Annotated in this window: 13 protein-coding genes; 2 read left to right on the top strand and 11 right to left on the bottom strand. The window is 43.3% G+C overall.

Features of this window, described 5'->3' with window-relative positions:
- Window positions 1–39: 39 nt before the first annotated feature.
- Window positions 40–1,173: an ABC transporter substrate-binding protein gene (locus ACZW67_RS09955; protein ID WP_465183118.1), complete on the top strand. Its 1,134-nt coding sequence runs from the start codon at window positions 40–42 to the stop codon at window positions 1,171–1,173.
- Between the two features lie 87 nt (window positions 1,174–1,260).
- Here the strand turns inward: ACZW67_RS09955 and ACZW67_RS09950 are convergent, their stop codons facing one another.
- The 11 genes from ACZW67_RS09950 to ACZW67_RS09900 all read right to left on the bottom strand — a co-directional run bounded on the left by ACZW67_RS09950 (window position 1,261) and on the right by ACZW67_RS09900 (window position 18,280).
- A complete protein-coding gene (locus tag ACZW67_RS09950; RefSeq protein WP_201549956.1) occupies window positions 1,261–2,475 on the bottom strand; it encodes an FUSC family protein in 1,215 nt (404 codons plus the stop codon).
- Window positions 2,476–2,835: 360 nt separating this feature from the next.
- Window positions 2,836–4,257 carry a glutamate synthase subunit beta gene (locus tag ACZW67_RS09945; RefSeq protein ID WP_465183117.1) on the bottom strand — a complete coding sequence of 474 codons (1,422 nt, stop codon included), beginning with the start codon at window positions 4,255–4,257 and terminating at the stop codon, window positions 2,836–2,838.
- A gap of 140 nt (window positions 4,258–4,397) precedes the next feature.
- Window positions 4,398–8,897: a glutamate synthase large subunit gene (gene gltB, locus ACZW67_RS09940; protein WP_465183126.1), complete on the bottom strand. Its 4,500-nt coding sequence runs from the start codon at window positions 8,895–8,897 to the stop codon at window positions 4,398–4,400.
- Window positions 8,898–9,734: 837 nt separating this feature from the next.
- Window positions 9,735–10,910 (bottom strand): hypothetical protein, encoded by a 1,176-nt coding sequence (locus tag ACZW67_RS09935; RefSeq protein ID WP_465183116.1) that lies wholly within the window; start codon window positions 10,908–10,910, stop codon window positions 9,735–9,737.
- A 129-nt stretch (window positions 10,911–11,039) separates the two neighbouring features.
- The gene (gene aroB, locus ACZW67_RS09930; RefSeq protein ID WP_465183115.1) at window positions 11,040–12,143 is read right to left on the bottom strand and encodes a 3-dehydroquinate synthase; all 1,104 of its coding nucleotides are present in this window, start codon (window positions 12,141–12,143) and stop codon (window positions 11,040–11,042) included.
- An 86-nt stretch (window positions 12,144–12,229) separates the two neighbouring features.
- Window positions 12,230–12,796, bottom strand: a complete 567-nt coding sequence (gene aroK / locus ACZW67_RS09925) for a shikimate kinase AroK (RefSeq protein WP_197102250.1) — start codon at window positions 12,794–12,796, stop codon at window positions 12,230–12,232.
- 190 nt (window positions 12,797–12,986) lie between these two features.
- On the bottom strand, window positions 12,987–15,296 hold the full coding sequence (gene pilQ / locus ACZW67_RS09920) for a type IV pilus secretin PilQ (protein ID WP_465183114.1): 2,310 nt from the start codon (window positions 15,294–15,296) through the stop codon (window positions 12,987–12,989).
- A 26-nt stretch (window positions 15,297–15,322) separates the two neighbouring features.
- Window positions 15,323–15,856 (bottom strand): pilus assembly protein PilP, encoded by a 534-nt coding sequence (locus ACZW67_RS09915; protein ID WP_465183113.1) that lies wholly within the window; start codon window positions 15,854–15,856, stop codon window positions 15,323–15,325.
- Window positions 15,856–16,575, bottom strand: a complete 720-nt coding sequence (locus tag ACZW67_RS09910; protein WP_465183112.1) for a type IV pilus inner membrane component PilO — start codon at window positions 16,573–16,575, stop codon at window positions 15,856–15,858. The genes ACZW67_RS09915 and ACZW67_RS09910 overlap by 1 nt, the downstream gene beginning before the upstream one ends.
- Window positions 16,572–17,225: a PilN domain-containing protein gene (locus tag ACZW67_RS09905; RefSeq protein ID WP_465183111.1), complete on the bottom strand. Its 654-nt coding sequence runs from the start codon at window positions 17,223–17,225 to the stop codon at window positions 16,572–16,574. The genes ACZW67_RS09910 and ACZW67_RS09905 overlap by 4 nt, the downstream gene beginning before the upstream one ends.
- Entirely contained in the window at window positions 17,225–18,280 is a 1,056-nt protein-coding gene (locus ACZW67_RS09900) for a pilus assembly protein PilM (protein WP_465183110.1), read from the bottom strand. Before ACZW67_RS09900 ends, ACZW67_RS09905 begins: the two co-directional genes overlap by 1 nt.
- Window positions 18,281–18,473: 193 nt before the next feature.
- Between ACZW67_RS09900 and ACZW67_RS09895 the strand changes: the two genes are divergently transcribed.
- A complete protein-coding gene (locus ACZW67_RS09895) occupies window positions 18,474–21,089 on the top strand; it encodes a penicillin-binding protein 1A (RefSeq protein ID WP_465183109.1) in 2,616 nt (871 codons plus the stop codon).
- The last annotated feature ends 94 nt before the right edge of the window (window positions 21,090–21,183 follow it).

Raw genomic sequence — 21,183 nt, 5'->3', positions numbered from 1 at the left:
TTTACTGATTGGCATCATTCTTTGTTTAGGAGAGATATTTTGACCCGTTCATCACCCCGTTCGTCATCGAACATGTCGGCTCGTATTGGCCGTATCGTACCAAAAGCACTATTGACCATGGCTGTTGGCTTTGTACTTGCTAGCTGTAGCAACTCTGACAATGCCGCTGCTGATGGCAGTGCCACTGCGAGCAATGAGACGCTTAACTTATACAACTGGTCAGAGTATATGCCACAAGAAATTCTTGATGGTTTTGAAGAAGAGACTGGTATATCGGTTAATTACACTACTTTTGATTCTAACGAAGCGATGTATGCCAAGCTGAAACTTCTCGATGATTCTAGCCAATATGATTTGGCTATTCCATCGACGTATTATGTCGAAAAAATGGCAAAAGAAGGCCTATTACAAGAGCTAGATAAATCTAAATTGAGCAACTTTAAAAATCTAGATACGTCATTTACCAATACCAAAGTAGACCCAGAGAACAAGTACTCTATCCCTTATATGTGGGGCAGCACTGGTCTAGCGATTAATGGTGACAGCGTCGATCCTGCTACTGTAAATAGTTGGAATGACTTATGGCGTCCTGAATTCAAAGGTCAAGTCATGCTGATGAATGACATGCGCGAAGTATTTGGCATGGCGCTACTCACGCTTGGCTACTCGGGCAACAGCACCGATCCTAAAGAGATTGAAGCAGCTTATAATAAGCTCACGACCATAATGCCAAATGTGAAAACCTTTAACTCAGACGCCTCACGTATGCCATATATGGAGGGTGAAACCTCAGTGGGTATGACATGGAATGGCGAAGCAGTGATCGCCAATGATGAAGGTCTAACCAGCTTGGTTTATAAATATCCTAGCGAAGGTGCAATCTTATGGATGGACAACTTTGTCATTCCAAAAAATGCCAAACACGTTGATGCCGCGCATAAATTCATCGACTACCTATTACGCCCTGAAAACTCGAAAATCGTTAGTGAAGAGATTGGTTATGCTTCACCAAATATTGCAGCACGTGAGATGATGCCAGATGATGTGAAGAATAATCCTACCATCTACCCTCCTCAAGAAGTATTGGCCAAAGCTGAATTTCAAGAAGATGTCGGTGATGATGCCTTGCAGCTTTATCAGCAGTATTGGGATAAGCTAAAAACGGGACGTTAGTCGCTATTTTCTTCTTCGTTCTGAAGATCGAAAAGATAAATAAGACCAAAAAAAACGCTGACTTTAGATAGTCAGCGTTTTTTTGCGTTATAAATGCAGATCTCCCTCGCCGCCCTGCTCTTTCATTCTACGCTGCTCACGGCGTTGATAGCCAAGCCCAGATGCGGCATACCATTGTGGCTTAGTTGTTTGTAGCAACTCACTCATCTGCTGTAGTTGAGTCTGTAACGTTTGAGTCAGCCAAAAGTACCCCTGCCATTCAAACGCTAGATGCTTGACACTTGGATATTCTGAAACAGCAATACGAGTAATGGGTCGGAACACTTCATCACTGGGACTGCGCAATACTGCTGCTATGTGCTGCATGGCTTGCGTCAGCTCACTCTGATAATGTATCAGTAAGATATGATTGTCATCATCGATTTCAATATTTGCCAAACGTGGAGCGGCACTCAGTAATAAATCAATGGTGCCGATGATATTACGGTGAGTACGTTGAATGGTCTCCAGCGTTGTCTTGTTAATGCCTGACTCACTGGCAGTCGCCGCGATATGCGGGCGAACAGCTAACAGACGCTTATTAATCTGTTGTAATGCGTTGACCAACGTCTGATTTACAGGTACACCGTCATCAGGAAAGACAACGGAGTTAGGCTTTATATTCACGTTGTCTGGCGTGTCCTCAGTCGCGTCATCAATATGCTTGCCCACACCAGCATACAAGTTGCTACAGGCATCGAGGTTGCTGCTCAATAGAAATCGCCACATCAACGTCGATTTCAGTGGCAAAATAAGTGTCACGGCTACCGAAACGCCAGTACCTAATAAGATATTCAGCGCACGATAAATTCCGTCTTGACTCATATTGCTTTGTCCCAAATTTGAGACAATCATCAACATCGTGATACCAGTCAGCAAACCTGTATAACCAAGCTTTCGGACTGCTAAATAACCGATAAAGCCACTCACCAAACCAATCAGCGCATAATAAACCCATGTCCATGCATTCACACTGTCGCTAAACCACAGAATACTAAAAGCGGCGACAATACCCAATAGCGTACCAAGTATCCGCTCTTTAGCCTTGGTATAAATAGCACCTTGATACTGCAATAGACCTAAAATGATAAATACGGTGATAGTCGTCCATTCACCATGTGGAAAACCAGTAAGGACATTGACTAGCAAGGCCAATATTACAGCCACACCTAAGCGTATGGCATGCAAAATATCTGCATATTGATAACGGACGTAAGGCTCAACAAACGGAGCAGACACACGCTGCCAAAGGATTGATTTCACGCAAGGTTACTCTTTTTAGTTGATAGGCAGGACGAATGATAAAAACCATAAGTTACTAACGGACATGCTAGCAGCCGCGACTCTATTTACAAAGCAATAATCAAAAAAAACGCCTCTTGCCTATCGAAAGACAAAAGACGTTCACGTTCAGAATCTACTGACAACTAACTGCACTTAAATAAAGCCAGTTAAGGTGTGTCCTCATTTCAAAAATGGAGATAAAAATGAGATAAATTGCCGTCAAACAAGGAAAATAGTGTAGATAATATTGAGATATTAACAAGCTATTTGACGCTGTTTGGCAAAATTTAGCCATTTTTAGACCAGTTAGATGACTATCGCTTGAATTGAGGACATGCCCTAGACTTCTAAGAAATCCAATATACCTTCAGCAGCCTCACGACCTTCCCAAATAGCGGTCACGACTAGGTCAGAACCTCGCACCATATCACCACCTGCAAATATCTTAGGATTGTTAGTCTGGAATTTAAAGGTTTGCTTTTCTGCTGCCAATACTCGACCTGAGCTGTCCATCGCCACTTGCTGCGTTTCAAACCAATCAGCAGGACTAGGACGGAAGCCGAACGCCATAATAACCGCATCACAAGGGATGATTTCTTCTGAATTAGGAATTGGCTCAGGACGTTGACGACCACGGTTGTCTGGTGCACCTAGATGCGTAGTGACGACCTTTACCCCGTTGACTTTACCGTTCAAGCCAATGATTTCAGTTGGCTGACGGTTAAATAAGAACTCAACGCCTTCTTCGCGAGCATTGACCACTTCACGGCGTGATCCTGGCATATTTTCTTCATCACGGCGATACGCACAAACCACTTTTTCAGCACCTTGACGAATACTCGTACGGTTACAGTCCATCGCTGTATCTCCGCCGCCTAGTACAACCACTTTTTTGCCTTTGAAATCGATATACTCTTCAGGGTTCTTTTCCCAATCATTACAACGATTCACATTAGCAATCAGGTAGTCTAGCGCATCATATACGCCTTCTAGCTCTTCACCAGCAAAACCGCCACGCATATACGTATAAGTACCCATACCCATAAACACGGCATCGTACTCGCTTAATAGCTCATCAATGCTGATATCAGTACCGATTTCTGTCTCAAGACGGAACTCCATACCCATGCCTTCAAAGATGACGCGGCGATTGCGCATGACATCTTTTTCCATTTTAAATTCTGGAATACCAAAGGTAAGCAAGCCACCAATCTCAGGACGCTTATCGAACACAACTGGCTTCACACCGTTTCTTACTAGGATATCTGCACAACCGAGACCTGCTGGCCCTGCACCAATGATCGCTACTTTTTTGTCTGTCCAAACCACATCAGACATATCTGGACGCCAGCCAAGGGCAAACGCCGTGTCATTGATATATTTTTCGACATTACCAATGGTCACAGCCCCAAAGCCATCATTCAAGGTACAGGCACCTTCACACAAACGATCCTGTGGACAGACACGTCCACATACCTCAGGCAACGTGTTGGTACGGTGACATAACTCAGCAGCTTGAAATATCTGCCCTTCTGTCGCCAGTTTCAGCCAGTTAGGAATGTAATTATGTACTGGGCATTTCCATTCACAGTACGGGTTTCCGCACTCAAGACAACGATGTGACTGCTGTGCCACCGCTTCATTTTCAAATGGTTTATAAATTTCGACAAATTCTGTCGAACGGGTTGCGATGTCTTTTTTGGTTGGCTCAAGACGTGGTACATCTAAAAACTGAAAACTATTTTCTAAGCGTTTTGCCATGATGCTATCTCTCTATAGTGGGCGGTGACAGCCTTTGATGACTGATTCATTTGACATATAAGATATGAATATCATTGCTGTCACTTACCTGCTTAAAACTTGTGAGTTAAAACGTATCTTAAAATATATTGGCTATCGCACTATTGCGGATCAGCCATTGTCGTTTTAAGAAGGCTTGCAATGTTCGCCGCTTTTGGTTTTACCAAGTAAAACTTACGAACGTAGTGTTCAAAGTCATCTAATATCGTCTGACCCCATGCACTGCCTGTTTTAGCTACATGCGTTTCAATCACTTGTTGCAAGTGGATGCGATGTTCCTCAGTTTGCTCACTTGAGATACGGTTAAGATCGATCAGCTCATGGTTGCAACGGTCAAAGAAATCGCCATCCATATCTAGTACATAAGCGAAACCGCCCGTCATACCAGCCCCAAAGTTAAGGCCTGTACGTCCAAGGATGGTGACAATGCCACCTGTCATATATTCACAGCAATGATCGCCAGTGCCTTCGATGACAGCATGCGCGCCAGAGTTACGAACACCAAAGCGCTCGCCTGCCGTACCCGCTGCATACAACTTACCACCTGTTGCACCATATAGACAGGTATTACCAATGATGGCGGTATCTTGCGCTGTAAAGACTGAGTCTTTTGGTGGATAAATGACAATCTCACCGCCTGCCATGCCTTTACCGACATAGTCATTGGCATCGCCTTCGAGCTCAATATTTAGACCACCTGCATTCCAAACACCCAAACTCTGCCCTGCAGTACCAGTTAGATGCAATCTCACCGGCATGTCACTCATGCCAAGATTGCCCCATACTTGCGCGATTTCACCAGAAATACGGGCACCGATAGAGCGATCACAGTTACCAACATAATAGCTATAATCACCGCCTATTCCTTGACGAATATTGAGTAGCATATCACTAACCATTTGTTCAGCTAGCAAACCTTTATCAAATGGCTCGTTGCGCTCTACCTGACAGGTTTGTGCTTTACCAGCACTCGCTGGATGACTAAACAATAACGGTGTCAAATCAAGATGGCGCTGCTTGTCAGTATTGCCTTCTAGCACTTCGAGTAAGTCAGTACGTCCGACCAGCTCTTCCATACTACTGACACCAAGTGCCGCTAGCCACTCACGAGTTTCGGTTGCTACAAATTTGAAGAAGTTAATCAACATCTCTGCTTCACCAATGAAATGCTCATCGCGTAACTTGGCTTTTTGAGTAGCAACGCCTGTTGGGCAGTTATTCAAATGACAGATACGTAGATATTTACAACCAACCGCAATCATCGGCGTAGTACCAAACCCAAAGCTTTCTGCACCAAGAATGGCTGCTTTGACCACGTCAAGTCCTGTCTTTAGACCACCATCGGTTTGCACACGTACTTTATCTCGTAGCCCATTGACCCGTAGCGACTGATGAGTCTCTGCCAGACCTAGCTCCCATGGTGAGCCTGCATGATGGATAGAGGACAGCGGAGAGGCTGCTGTGCCGCCATCATAGCCTGAGATAGTAATTAGGTCAGCATAGGCTTTTGCCACACCTGTAGCGATAGTACCAACGCCTGGACGGGATACTAGCTTCACAGAAACTAAGGCATCAGGATTGACTTGCTTCAAATCAAAAATCAGCTGCGCCAAATCTTCGATAGAATAAATATCATGATGCGGCGGCGGTGAAATCAATGTGACGCCCGGCACTGAATAACGCAAACGTGCAATCAGAGCGTTGACCTTACCACCAGGCAACTGACCACCCTCGCCCGGCTTAGCACCCTGAGCGACTTTAATCTGCATGACTTCTGCTGAGCGTAGATACGCAGGTGTCACCCCAAAACGACCAGAGGCAATTTGCTTGATCTTCGAGTTACGCAACGTGCCATAACGTACTGGATCTTCACCGCCCTCACCAGAGTTTGAGCGACCACCGATGGTGTTCATCGCCATGGCAATTGATTCATGCGCTTCAGGTGACAATGCCCCTAGTGACATGCCAGCGGAGTCAAAACGTGTCAAGATTTTGGAGATATCTTCGACATCATTTACATCGATAGAATTGTCAGTTTTTAACTTTAACAAGTCACGTAAAGTGGCGACTGGACGACTATTGACCAGATCCGCATAGCGGCGGTAGTTTTCGTAGTCACCAGTGCGTACAGCCGTATGTAGGCTGTTGATCACGTCTGGATTAAAGGCATGGTACTCTTTATTAAAGACAAACTTGAGCAGACCACCTTGATCGAGCGGTGCACGACGCTTAAAGGCATTGGCTGCCAATTGCGCTTGGTCGGCAGCCAAGTCAGCAAAGGTGGCGCCTTTAATACGGCTTTGCACACCTTTGAAACACAAGCTGACCACTTCTTCAGAGAGGCCAACCGCTTCAAACAACTGAGCAGCACGGTAAGAAACAATGGTAGAAATACCCATTTTTGATAAGATTTTTAGCAGTCCTTTATCCAAGCCTTTGCGGAAATTAACCCGCGCCTGAATCGGATCACCGAGCAGCTCACCAGTTGCCACCAAATCATCGATGACATCATAAGCCAAGTATGGATACACGCAGGTCGCGCCAAAGCCAATCAATACTGCTACTTGATGCGAGTCACGAGCTAGGCCTGTCTCAATGATTAAGTTAGCATCGGTACGGATACCTTGACCAATGAGATAATGATGCACTGCACCCGTTACCATGATGGCATTGGCCGGTACTTTATCCGCATCGATGTCTCTGTCAGACAATACGATTAAAGTATTACCAGCACGAATAGTAGTCGCCACTTGCTCACAAATAGCGGTGATGGCTTCTGATAACTCTAGAGTGCGATCGTAGTTTAGATCAATACGAGCCATCTTGAACGCTGGGTCATCCAAGGTTTCAAGCTGCTGCATCTTGCTGGCTGACAATACTGGCGATGACAAGATAATACGATGAGCGTCTCGCGCTGACGGCGCAAACACATTGGTCTCAGCACCCAAACAAGTCTGTAGAGACATGACAATGGATTCACGTAATGGATCAATCGGTGGATTGGTCACCTGCGCGAACTGCTGACGGAAAAAGTCACCGACATGACGGATTTGCTGTGAGAGCACTGCCATTGGCGTATCATCACCCATCGAACCAACAGGCTCTTGACCATTTTCGGCGTTGGGACGAATGATTTCAGTACGCTCTTCATTGGTGATGTGATACATCTTTTGCAATGTTTTTAGCTGATCGCCGCGACATGATTGTGCTGCTAACTCTTCTTCTAGGCGTTCGTCATCACGGATACGAGTCGCTTCTTCGCGCAACCATTTACGATATGGATGCGCTTTTTTGAGCAAGGTAGCAATGGCTCTAGTATCTAAAATCTGACCTGTCAGCGTATCAATGACCAGCATCTGACCTGGACCGACACGCCCTTTTGCTAGCACATCTTTAGGGTCATAATCCCAAACACCAACTTCAGAGGCGACAGTGATATAGCCATTCTTAGTCGTTACCCAACGTGACGGACGTAGGCCGTTTCTGTCAAGCATACAGACGGCATAGCGTCCATCTTGAATAACCAGACCAGCAGGGCCATCCCACGCTTCCATGTGCTGCGAATAGAACTCATAAAAGGCGCGCAAGTCCATGTCCATGCTATCGACATTTTGCCATGCTGGTGGTACGAGTATCGACATCGCATGGAATAAGTTCATGCCACCTGACATAAGCACTTCAAGCATGTTATCTAAACTTGATGAATCAGAACCACTGCTATTTACCAACGGTGTCAATTCATTCAAGTTAGGCAGTTTGTCTGATTTTAACTTTGGCGTACGGGCTTCAGACCAGTTACGATTACCCGTGATGGTATTCAATTCACCATTGTGAGCGAGATAACGGAATGGCTGTGCTAATGGCCAACGCGGTAAAGTATTGGTCGAAAAACGTTGATGGAACACCACAATATGTGACGCCAAACGCGCATCTTGCAAATCTAAAAAGAATGCTGGCAAGTCTGATGGCATCACCAAACCTTTATAGATAATAGTCTGACAGCTCAATGAACAAACATAGAATAGTTCGTCATCAATCAGTTGCTGTTCTGCTTTTTTACGTGCCACAAACAGCTTACGGTTAAAGTCATCCGCAGCCAAATCATCAGGGGCATTGACGAATATCTGTTTGAAATCCGGTAATGTCTCACGGCCAATCTCACCAACGATACTAAGGTCAAGCGGTACGTCGCGCCAGCCAGCAACCTCTAATCCTTGTGCTGCAATCTCATCACTTAGCACTTGCTGGCTATGCTTGGCTTTAGCCTCATCTAAATTGACGAACACCATACCAACAGCAAAGTTTTCGGTAATTGCTAATTGTTGCTCAGCAGCAATCTTTCTAAAAAATTCAGTAGGCGTGGCCAGTAATAAGCCACAACCATCACCAGTTTTACCATCAGCAGCAACACCGCCACGGTGAGTCATACAGCTTAGACTATGAATAGCTGTTTTTACCAAATCATGACTGGCTTGCCCTTCAATATGAGCAATCAAACCAAAACCACAGTTATCAGAAAAGTCATCTGGCGTAGCCAGGTGAGTTTGCGAGGAGATCATTGACATAGCTGGTCCTTTTGAGTAAACGGGTCGCCTATACATCCAATGCGGCACATAAGCTAGTCCCCGTAAGCAGAACGGGCTGATAGTTAATATTCGTATATAGGATTCAATAAATGATGCAACGCTCATAGACATCATGCGTTAAGAGTAAGCTAAAACCTTCAACTCTTTTGACGGATAGCATCTGTCTCAATAAATAATTAGCGTCTTAATAGATAGTAAGTAATTGCCGTTGGCAGCGAGAGAAAATACTGCCCTGTATACCAATTACCTAGTTACCAATAACGTCATATCGTTATCTTGAGTATCGCTTGTTATTAAACCCCGTCCAGCACTTAAAACCAATTAGCTGAATAGTTAATAACAATGCATTTGATTAATCTTGAATATCTGACGCTCTGTATTCAAGCGCGTTATCAACCCTAATAAAGGGTGACAATAAGAGAGGTTGCTCTACTTGTGATCGCTTGAATATGCATAACAAGTAGCAGCGCTTGAGCCAAAATAATTAGTAACCTATTTTATAAATAGTGGGATTTTACTAATTGACTGTTAAATAAGTAGTTTTTACGATAACTATACAGAACGTCGCCCACAGTTATATTAGTTAATGATGACCAAAAAATCTAGTCTTTTCTACGGATTCATCAACCATATTTTGTAAGAGAACTTATTACTATTGGTTATAAGACAACGAAAAACTGTGTGCAAAACTTAATGTGAAGTAGCTATTACTATGTTTGGCTGAAGTAATTAACTTGAGCTTATCCCATCAAAGCCCTTCTTTTTGATGTTAATAAAATGCTATATGACGCGCCATAAAAAACCCACTAATTATTCATTAGTGGGTTTTTTAATTATGATGATAATAAAATATTAATTACTTTTGGCTTCTATCAATGCTTTTATGCTGTCATTACCATTTTTGGGAGTGTTGGCATTAGCGGTCGTGTTACTAGAATTTACGCTATTAGCCGTACTCGGTGTCTTAGCTGCTGGTACTACTGGTGACTTTGGCGTAGCAGTTGGTGGTGTCGGTGTTGGCACTACTGCTGGCTTTGGAGCAGCATTTGGTGGTTTGGGTGTTGGCACTGCTGGGGGCTTTGGTGTAGTGCTACTATCAGTGCTAGAGGTAGCAGACTTTTTACTATCCTGATCAGGCTTGTTTGTGGCATCATTATTTTTAGTTGTCGCGCTAGGGGACACTTGCTCTTCGTTAGCTACAGTACTTTTTTCTTTAACCGCAGCATTTTCTTCGTTCACCACAGTACGCTGTTCATTAACAGATAAAGTGTCAGAGGTATCCGCTGACTGACGAATACTTTCATTGCTACTTGTATTACTTTGTGCTTTCTCAGCAACTGGTTTTTTCTGACGCACCGGCACTTCACGCTTAGTAGGCTTTAAATTAATAGCACGGGTGCGTTTGGTGCTCAAATCTTTAATTGGATCAGCACGTGTGTAGTTGTCGATAATGCCAACATATCGATTGATTTCTTCTGGTAGTACACGCACATCAGCAGGCAATCTAAAGTCGATAAGCTTGGCTGCTCCAACCGCTTCTTGTGGGCTGCTCATCACTCCATAAGTCAGCATGTAGCGCACTTGCTGCTCATCATCAAGATAACGGAAATAAGCAAATTTATTACGATCTTTGCGACCTTCTAGATAACTAACAACCACGTCATTTTCAGCGACATTCATCACTTGCACGGTCCATTTACCTTTGTTAGCCAGCAAATAACGCTTGTCTTTGAACTCATCAGGATAATTGCGCAAATCTCGAATTGCCGCATCAAAACTGAGTGGCTGCACATCCGTATCCAGTTCATGTAATGACTCAATCTTTAAAGGCTGCTCCAGTTCGGCATCCAGCGTTTCCGGTGCTGATATCGGAGCATTTTCAATTTTGGCACCCATTGCCGGCGTTTGACTAAACATCCAAATTAGAACCGTGACCACACCTAATAGCAAAGTCACTATCAGCCAGATCAATGCTTGAGGTCGATAAGATTGGCTAGCGGTACGCGGCGTCGGTCTTAATGCTGCCATGGGAATATCCTTGGTAAAAATAAAATTGACTGCATTAAATAGATGCACAGGTCATTAGCGTTACTGTGAATCAGCTCTTATGAGCACTTAATTTCAGCATGTACTTATAAAAACTGAGTTTTTGATACATTATACGCTCTGTTGTGATAATACTTCCATCAGAAGCTGGGCATCAAAATCGTCGGTCAATACAGCCTTACCCAGTGATTTTAGCAAAATAAGACGAATTTGTCCGTGTTTCACTTTTTTATCATGCCCCATCAAACTCAAAGCCGTTTGCGTATCAATAGCTGGTGCAGTAGTAGGTAAGCTTGCCAATGTTAGAATATGTTTAATACGAGCGACTTCTTCAACTGTTAACCAGCCAATTTTTTGTGACAGCTCGGCAGCTTGTACCATACCAGCAGCAACAGCCTCACCATGCAACCAATTACCATAGCCTTGATGCGTTTCAATCACATGACCAAAGGTATGACCAAAGTTCAGCAGCGCACGCACACCAGACTCTCTTTCGTCTTGTGCAACCACGTCCGCTTTGTACTGACAACAACGCTTTACCGCTTCGCCAAGTACAGCCAAATCTAATGCCATCATTGCAGGTAGGTTTTCCTCAAGCCAGGTTAAAAATGCCTCATCCATAATGAGCGCATATTTGATAACCTCAGCCAACCCTGCTGATAGTTCGCGAGCAGGCAAAGTTTTGAGCGTACTCATGTCAGCAAGCACCATTTGTGGCTGCCAAAAAGCACCAATCATGTTCTTACCCTGAGGATGATTGATACCCGTCTTGCCACCCACACTTGAGTCTACCTGCGATAAAAGCGTTGTTGGGATTTGAATAAAATTCACCCCACGCATAAAGCTTGCTGCAGCAAAACCTGTCATATCACCAATGACGCCGCCACCTAACGCAATAAGCGTGACGTCTCGATTGAAATGCTCCGCCATCAATGCATCATAAATTTGGTTGATACTGGCTTGATTTTTATATTGCTCACCATCTGGCAGTACACAGACTCTAACCGTAAACTGCTCTGTCAACGCTTCTTCTAACGCACTTAGATACAAAGGTGCCACCGTCTCATTGGTGACAATCAGTACTTGGCGACCACTAATATATGGCACTACCTGTTTTGCCATGCTGCTATTATCTATCGCAGTGTTTTCAGTAATGACAATTGGATAGTCATGACTTTGCGTATGTACGGTCAAACCATCATGAAACAGTAGCATTGCCAACACTCCTTAAGCATTGTTAATGAGATAAAAGTAGCTAAATGTAAGTAATCATAATTTAGGTGCTATTAGTTTCTTATGACTTATGATTCATTTTCGTTATGTTCTGGCGTTATCGTCGCAGAGTTATTAAACGACGCTAGTTGCTGTAAGAGCTGACTGACCATATGACGGGGATAAGTATGTCCGGTTGGCATAATAATATGGGCGACTTGACGATATAGTGGATCGCGTTTGCTATATAAATCTTGCAGTATTTTTCTAGGATTAGGCTGCTGTAGTAACGGACGTGATTTATCTTTAGCAGTACGAGCCATCTGCACATCAACGGGCGCATTTAAATAAACCACAATACCGCGTTGCTGTAAAAACGCTCTATTTTCAGCACACATAACGGCACCGCCGCCAGTCGCTAATACGATTTGGTTTTTTTGGGTCAGCTCATCGATAGCCCGTGTCTCACGCTCACGAAAGCCCGCTTCACCTTCTTTAGCAAATATCCAAGCAATATCAGCGCCTGTCTGCGATTCAACATACCAATCGCTATCTACAAAGGTACGACCTAACTGCTTAGCAAGCAATTTACCGATTGTTGTCTTACCTGCTCCCATCGGTCCTACTAAAAACACCGATGGCAATTCCTCAACCATAATACTTACTCAGTTAAATTAGCTATCATACAACGTCATCGATATTCTGGCTAGTAATGAGGCCTGATTATTACCAGTAAAATTTGGCTAATAGTAAAAACAAGGCAAGAAAAAAGCAAGCACTTAGGCTTGCTTTTTTCTTTTGTGAGATAATAAAGTATTAATTTTTTTCATATAAACAGTATCGTTATTATTCTAAACGACTAACACCATCATTAATCAGTTTGGTCGTGATGAAAATCAACAGCTCTTCTTTCTCATTTTTGCGTGTGTCATTACGGAATAAACGACCCACGTAAGGCAAATCACCTAAGAACGGTACTTTTTCTACGCCATCAGAGATACGGTTTTTGAAAACACCACCAAGTACTACTGTTTGACCATCTTCTACGATAATATTGGTAGATATAGAGTCTTCAGAAATGGCTACAGCACCATTGTAGACCGTTGGCGAGCCATTTTTTATGTTTAAGTTTAGACTGATTTTGCCATCAGGCGTGATGTTCGGTGTCGCTTCTAAGCTAAGTGCAGCTTCTATAAAGCTAGTTGTGGTCGCACCACTTGCCGATGCTTCTTGATAAGCAATTTGCGTACCAGAAGATATTTTGGCCGTTTGTTTATCTGCGGTTAAAATCTTAGGCGTAGAAATTACTTCACCACGGTTATCTGCTTGCATGGCTGATAGCTCAAGATCTAGTGTATAACCGGACAAACCAAGCAAACCAAACGCAATACTACCAGCAGGGTTAGCAGCACCTAAATCAACGTTCAAGTTGTCAGGACGAGTGATATCGTATGTTACCCTACCAGTATCGCTATCTGTATCAAAATCTCTAAGATCCCATAAGGTCTGATCACTACCACCAACCAATAAGCTACTGTTATTAGCGGCACCATCAGACAAGATACCCCAACTTACCCCAATCTCTTTGCTAAAACTATCGGAAGCACTGACAATACGCGCTTCAATCATGACTTGACGAACTGGGACATCAATCTTTGCAATCAGTTTATGAATATTTTCAATACTGTCAGCCACATCTTTGATAATTAAAGTATTGGTACGGCTATCAACCGTTACTGTGCCACGGTTGGACAATAAACTATTGTTATCGCTAGAATTATTCGTGCCACTACCACCCGATGAGCCACTACCCTGAGAGATCAGCGTCAAAACATCTTGCGCTTTGGCATAGCTTAAACGAATATATTCAGTGCGTAGTGGCGAATATGACTCAACCGCTTGCTGTGCTTCAAGCTCTTTCGCTTCTTGCTCAGCCAGTTCAGTAGCAGGCGCTACTAAAATTACATTGCCATTTTCACGCTTACCTAGATTCTTACTCTTTAGGATAATATCAAGCGCTTGATCCCACGGCACATTGATGAGGCGTAAAGTAATATTGCCAGAAACCGAATCATTAGCCACAATGTTCATTTCAGTAAACTGAGCTAGGATATCTAAGACACTGCGAATCTCAACGTCTTGAAACTCCATAGACAAAGGCTCACCACTATATACTCGCTCTTCAAGCGTCGGCTCACGTAGCAGCGCAGGCTTATTGATGCTAATATTTAATTGATTGCCCGACTGATAGGCTTGATACTCATAATCTTCAGTCATATTAATGGTAATAACACCGTTTTGACCTTGATTCCTGGTATCAATACTACTAACGAGACCGCTATTAATATTCAGACGGCGTAATAAGTTTCTAGGCACTGTACTACCAGTTAAGTTTACTATCAGCTTATTACCTTGACGCTGTACATCAACTGGTATTGCTTCGTTGGTCAGCGCGATACTAACATTGCCGCCACCATCCTTTCCTGCTGCAAAATTAACTGCACTCAGCCCATCATAGCTGTATTGCTTGCTCACTTGCGACGAGGCAAGTTGTGGACTTAATAATGGATTGACTCTGACAACCATCGTATCTGTTGGTACTTGATTTTTAATCACAGTCTTACTGGTCGTATCAACAGCAGCATATGCGCTACTGGATTCTAAAATTGGTGTCGTTGTGATTGTATTATTAAGCACATCTTGAACAGGATCATTAGTTCTCACAGAACGGCTAGGATCTGTAATAGTCAATACTAAATCATTACCATCAACCGTTGTCGTATAAGTGCCTGTCTGTTTTAAACCAACAATAAGACGCGTGGTGCTGTCACTACTTAAAGTAGTAACATCATTTACTATACCGATATTATATTCGCTAAAGCGACTTGCAAGTCCATTTTGTACTTGTTCAAAATCTAGTACCAAGCGGCTAGGGTCATCAAGCTGATAGGCAGCAGGCAATACTGGAACGCCTGCAAATCCTAACCGTATTTGCGTCACTGCTGGAGCAGTTTGTACCACAGAGACATTATTAATGCGCTGTGCGGCATGGGCACTGTTACTCACTGCTACCATGCTGATTGCCAATGCTGAAACGGCAAAAGCAGAAGTTACGCGGTTGCTCATCATCATTACCTTGTTATTGCGTACTGTCATTATTTATTCCTCAAAAATCTGCCGACTTAGCTTATAGGGGAAACCAGCGACTGGGGTTTTTCAACAAACCCTGCGCGGCTGTCTGGCACAATTTCAATCAAGTTAATCTGAGTCGGCGTGATTTCAACAATACGGCCGTCATTTACTCCAAGATAATCACCTACTTTAACGCTCGCGACTGAACCATCAGGGCGTTGTATTAACGCATATCGCTGACCTTCAGGTGAAACAACGACGCCGCGAAAGACCAGTTGTGACAATTCATATTGCTCAAGTGGCTCTTTTACTCTGGTAATATCAGGACGAACACCATCGATAGAAGTGCTAGGACCTTCTGTATTGACCAGACTAGGTGGCAGAAATGGGCTACGCTGTGCACTCGCACTATAGACAAAATCTTCTACAAGCTCAGCCTTGGGCGGTGGATCAATAGGCTTTGCAGGTTGATTACGGATGTCCGCCATTGCCTGCTCTGCCATACCAATACGATCAGCACATCCTGTCATTGATAAAACAGCAACGCTTAAAGCCAGTAGCATAGGCAGTTTTTGAATAGTCATTAGTTGCCTCCTGCATTATCAGTGGTAGCGACCGTATCAACAGCCTCAGGATCAGCTTCTTTCGAGCGATACGTTTTGGTGTTCAGTACCAAATTAAGTTCTGGTAAGACATCTAAAGTTGGCTGCGGGTTGCTGACTTCAAAATCATGCATAGTAATGATTCGCGGTAGAGCCGCAAGACCACTAATAAAGCTACCAAACTGATGAAATTCACCTAAAGCTGCAATACGAATAGGCTGCTCAATAAAGAACTCGTTTTCAATTTCAGGTTCTACAGAAATATCTTGAAAGCGTATATTACTGCCAACGCCTGTCATATTGATACCTTCTACCAACTCTGACACACGAGTATCTTTCGGCAACTGATCCAATAAGGTATTGAACTCTGTTTCCATTTGAACAACTTGTGCTTTATAAGCATCTAGGTGACGCGCACGTGATTCTTTTTCACGGTAGCTCTCAAGCAACGTATTTTGCTGACTTTCAGCAGCAGTTATCTCATCAATTTTACTGCTAATCGGTAACGACCATGATAATGCTGCTATAAGCGTAATAATAAGACCAATTACGGTTACTTTTACGGGTAGAGGCCAGCTGCCATAGTTGTCAGAATCTAACGATTCAAAACTGCGGCGAAACTCCTGCAAATCAAATTGTTTTTTTGATTTCGAGGCAGTTTTCTTAGTTTTGATTAGGCTTTTTTTACGGCTAAGCTTCATAACTCACCTCCAGGCCCAGTACTAGCACCATCAGGTGCAGCGGTCTCCGACTGAACTTTAGTCGTTACTACAAACTGAACATAGCTGTCTTCAGGATAAACAGGACGAGATTTCTCACCAGTAGTGACTGTGTTGTTAAGCACTGGTGCGGACTCATAAGCGCTGATATTCTGTTGAATATTACTCACTGCTGAGTTACCCATCCATTTACTATTATCAAGATTTAGGATCAACCTTGACACAATATAAGGGTTATCAGCCCGACCTGTTAAAGTAAGCGTGTCGCCTTCACGTTTTAGATTGTTTAAGTAAAGCGCAGGTGGCATGGCTTTAGCCAGATCGTCCCATAAACGTACCGGTACAGGGCGTCGACCTTGCAAGTCTTGAATAACTTGCATACGTGAGATAATATCTTCACGGCGCTGTTCTAAGCTATCAATTTCAACCAATGCTGTATCCAAAAGAACGTTTTCTTGTTCTATCAAGGCATTCGCATCGAGCTGCTCAGCAAGCGCATTATTAAAGTAGCTCCATGAAGCAAATGCAGCCAACAGACTGAGCAAAATTACCGCAACCACCAACGTTATAAATTCTTTGTTGCGACGTTCGCGCTCTTCTTGTCGCCAGGGTAAGAGGTTAATACGAGCCATTAGTCGAAGCTCCTTAACGCAAGACCGCACGCGGCCATTAAGCTTGGTGCATCAATTGCTAGTTGCTCATTGTCAATATTTGGCGCAATAGTCATATTGGTAAAAGGATTCGCAATACTGACCGTCACACCCAGTTTTTGTTGTGCCATACCCGCAAGACCAGCGATAGAACTGCTACCACCAGCCAACATTACATGGTCAATACTACTGTATTGGCTTGAAGAAAAATAAAACTGTAATGAGCGAGTGATTTGTTGAATGGTATTTTCAATAAAAGGCGTCAGCACATCGAGGTAGTAATCGTCAGGTAATGTACGCTCACGCTTACTTGTTGCAGCCTCTTCAGCAGTTAGTCCATAACGATTTTGTATCGCTTCTGTCAACTGAGAGCCACCAAACAATTGCTCACGACTGTATATAAATTCGCCATTCTTAGCGACATATAAAGTTGTTTGATTGTGTCCGATATCAACCAATGCGACCAACTCTGGGTTGTTAGGTAGGTTGTCTACCATCAGCCCAAAAGCGCGCTCAATAGCATGAGACTCTATATCCATAACTTTGGTTTTTAGACCACCAAAGGTTAATGCGTCAACTCGTTGGTCAACATTTTCCGAGCGAGATGCCGCCAGTAATACTTGCACCATCTCATCACTGACTAAAGAAGGACCTAGAACCTCAAAGTCCAAGTTAACGTCTTCTAATGGGTAAGGTACATATTGATCAGCATCTAAACGGATTTGAGCTTCACGCTCAACATCGTTTAGTGCCGCATCCATATCAATGATTTTGGTAATCACGGCTGACCCTGAAACCGCCGTAGCAGCATCGGTGCCAGCAACATGACAACGTCTAGCTAAGCTGGCAATAATATTACCAACCGCCTCAGTGTCTACGAGAAGTTTATCGACGACTACACCTTCCGGCAGTCTCTCAATACCATAAGATTTTAGATGAAACATGCCTTGTTGGCGCTGTATGTCAACCAACTTCACTGAAGTGGCACAGATATCCATACCAATCAAATGTTGACTTTTGGAAGTAAATAGCCTCACAAACTCTATACCTTATATTAAGTGTACAATCTGATAGTTATTTGTAATAATTGAACACAATACTTTACTTAATTGATAGATTCAAGTATTTAAATAAGTTATTAAGCCTAACTTACACATTTATTATGACCTGATTATTTTGTTCAAGGTATAATACGTTATCTGCTGCGAATTTTAATTGATAAGTCTCCTTATGATCAAAAAAAATGCTACCGCCCCACTTATTCACTTCTTGGTAGGGCTTTTTATTGCCTGCTTAGCATTAGCTATTATCCTAGCACTTGCTGTACCAATTGGATTTTACGGTATGGCGATGTATCTATCGCCAACATTGCCTAGCACTCAAGAAATTAAGACTGCAAAGTTGGAGATGCCGCTACAAATATATAGTAGTGATGACAAACTAATTGGTCAGTACGGCAATCGCTTATCGCTACCAATTACGTTTGAGGATATTCCTGAAGACCTCACTCATGCTTTTTTAGCAGCGGAAGATGCCTCTTTTTTTCAACATAGCGGTATTAGTATTAAAGGTTTGGGACGCGCTGTTACTGAAGCAGTTACCGATGATAATAGCCAAACCGGCGGTTCTACGATTACAATGCAAGTCGCTAAAAATTACTTCTTGAGTTCAGAGCGCACTTTAAATCGTAAGTTAACTGAATTGTTTTTAGCCCGTAAGATTGAAGATGAGCTAAGCAAAAATGACATTCTGACACTTTATGTCAACAAAATCTATTTAGGTGAAGGTGCATACGGTGTCCGTGCTGCTGCCAAAAAATATTATAGTAAATCACTAAAAAATCTTACGATTGCTGAGACAGCAATGTTAGCTGGTCTACCTAAAGCACCTTCTAAATACAATCCTGTGGCCAATCCTGAGCGTGCATTAACTCGCCGTAACTGGATTATTGGTCGCATGCATGAGTTGGGCTATATTACTAAAGCACAACGTGATGAAGCGATCGCCTCACCTATCGGTATCAACCTTTATAAAGAAAAGCTCGACGTTAATATGCCGTATTTGGCAGAAATGACGCGCTCTACTTTGGTTCAACGCTATGGTAAACAGGTCATGCAAAGTGGCTGGCGTGTACGTCTTACGGTTGATAGTCAGGCACAAACAGATGCAGAAGCAGCCGTACTTAAAGGTCTCGTTGCGTATGATCATCGTCATGGATGGCGAGGTGCTGAGGCAAATGACGAACCTCTAGAAAACTTCCCTCGCTATAGTAATATGTCCCCTGCCAAAGTGACCAAAGTCAATTCTCGGAGTTTTGATGCAATAATGCCTTCAGGTGAAAGCGTAACCGTTAGTTGGTCAGGTATGAGCTGGGCAAGCAAATATATCTCTGCTGACCGTATCGGCTATGCTCCTAGCAATGCCAGTCAGATAGTCAGTGAAAACGACATTATTCGCCTAATCCCAACCAGTAATGGTAACTGGCAGTTAGCGCAAGTGCCCAAAATACAAAGCAGTCTAGTCTCATTGAACCCAGCGACTGGTGCCGTTAACGCTTTGGTTGGTGGCTTTGATTTTAACCACAGCAAGTTTAATAGAGCGTTACAAGGTTGGCGCCAACCAGGATCCACTATTAAACCACTTGTCTATACAGCTGCTCTAGAAAAAGGCTATCGTCCAGACAGTATCGTTTCGGATCGTCCTATTCAAGTCGGTGAATGGAAACCTAAAAACTCTGATCAACGCTTTTTAGGTGATATTACTCTACGCCGTGGCCTTTATTTGTCTCGTAACTTAGTATCTATTCGTCTATTACAAGCCATTGGTATCGCTGATACCCGTAACCTATTAGATGATTTCGGCCTCGATAAAGAAAAGCTCCCAACCACTCTATCTTTAGCACTAGGCGCAGGGCAAACAACACCCTTACAGATGGCAACTGCCTATTCGACGTTCGCCAATGGTGGCCATCGTGTACAACCCTATTTTATCGAACAAATTTATAACTATAGCAACAATCTATTATTTCAGGCGAATCCACAACAAGCTTGTGCTACATGCTTCAATAAGGATCTCGAAGAGCGTAATAAAGAGTCAATCGAAACTTACAATCAGTCAATTGAAGACGAAAGCAAAGCAGTTAACAGCGAAGCAATTGTTGCAGAACAAGATATAGAAGGTGCTGAACAGAGCGATAAAACCATGGATCTGAGTGTCTATAATGCTAGTCCACAAGCAGATCGTTTAAAAGCATCTGCCGTACAGTATTCATTGGCCAAACAAGCCCCTCGGATATTAAAGCCCAGAGTTGCTTTCGAAATGGCAGGTATTTTGCGTGATGTCGTGCAGCGTGGTACAGCAGTGCGGGCAAAAGCATTAGGACGTGATGATATTGGTGGGAAAACAGGTACCACTAACGAAGCTAAAGATGCTTGGTTTGCAGGCTTCCACCCTACCAATGCAACGGTCGTATGGATGGGCTTTGATCAACCAACGACTATGGGCCGCCACGAATACGGTGGTGTAGCTGCATTACCTATTTGGATGGACTTTATGAGAGCCCAACTCAAAGATACACCTCGTCAGTGGGTATCTAACAATCAAAGCCTTACATCTACAAAGCAAAAGAAAAAAACGGTAGAAAATACTAGGGCCAACGACAATACATCTGCAAAGAAGCCAGTTACCACGAAGACACAGCAGCGGAAACAGTCATCGCCAGAGCCTGTTGCAGAATCAAATAACTCACAGACCTCAAGAACTGCAAGTCGCCGCAATAATGATGTCGTATCGCAAAACCCACTATCGGTAACACCAGTTGACACTATTCCACCGATGCCAGAGTAAACTATCTAAAATACTAACTGATGTTAAACATAAAAAAGCCTGTTTAGACAACTCTAAACAGGCTTTTTTATGTCTGGAAATTATAGCAATGATG

Source organism: Psychrobacter sp. TPE 89C, from assembly GCF_055522395.1.
This window is presented reverse-complemented; position numbering and strand designations above follow the sequence as displayed.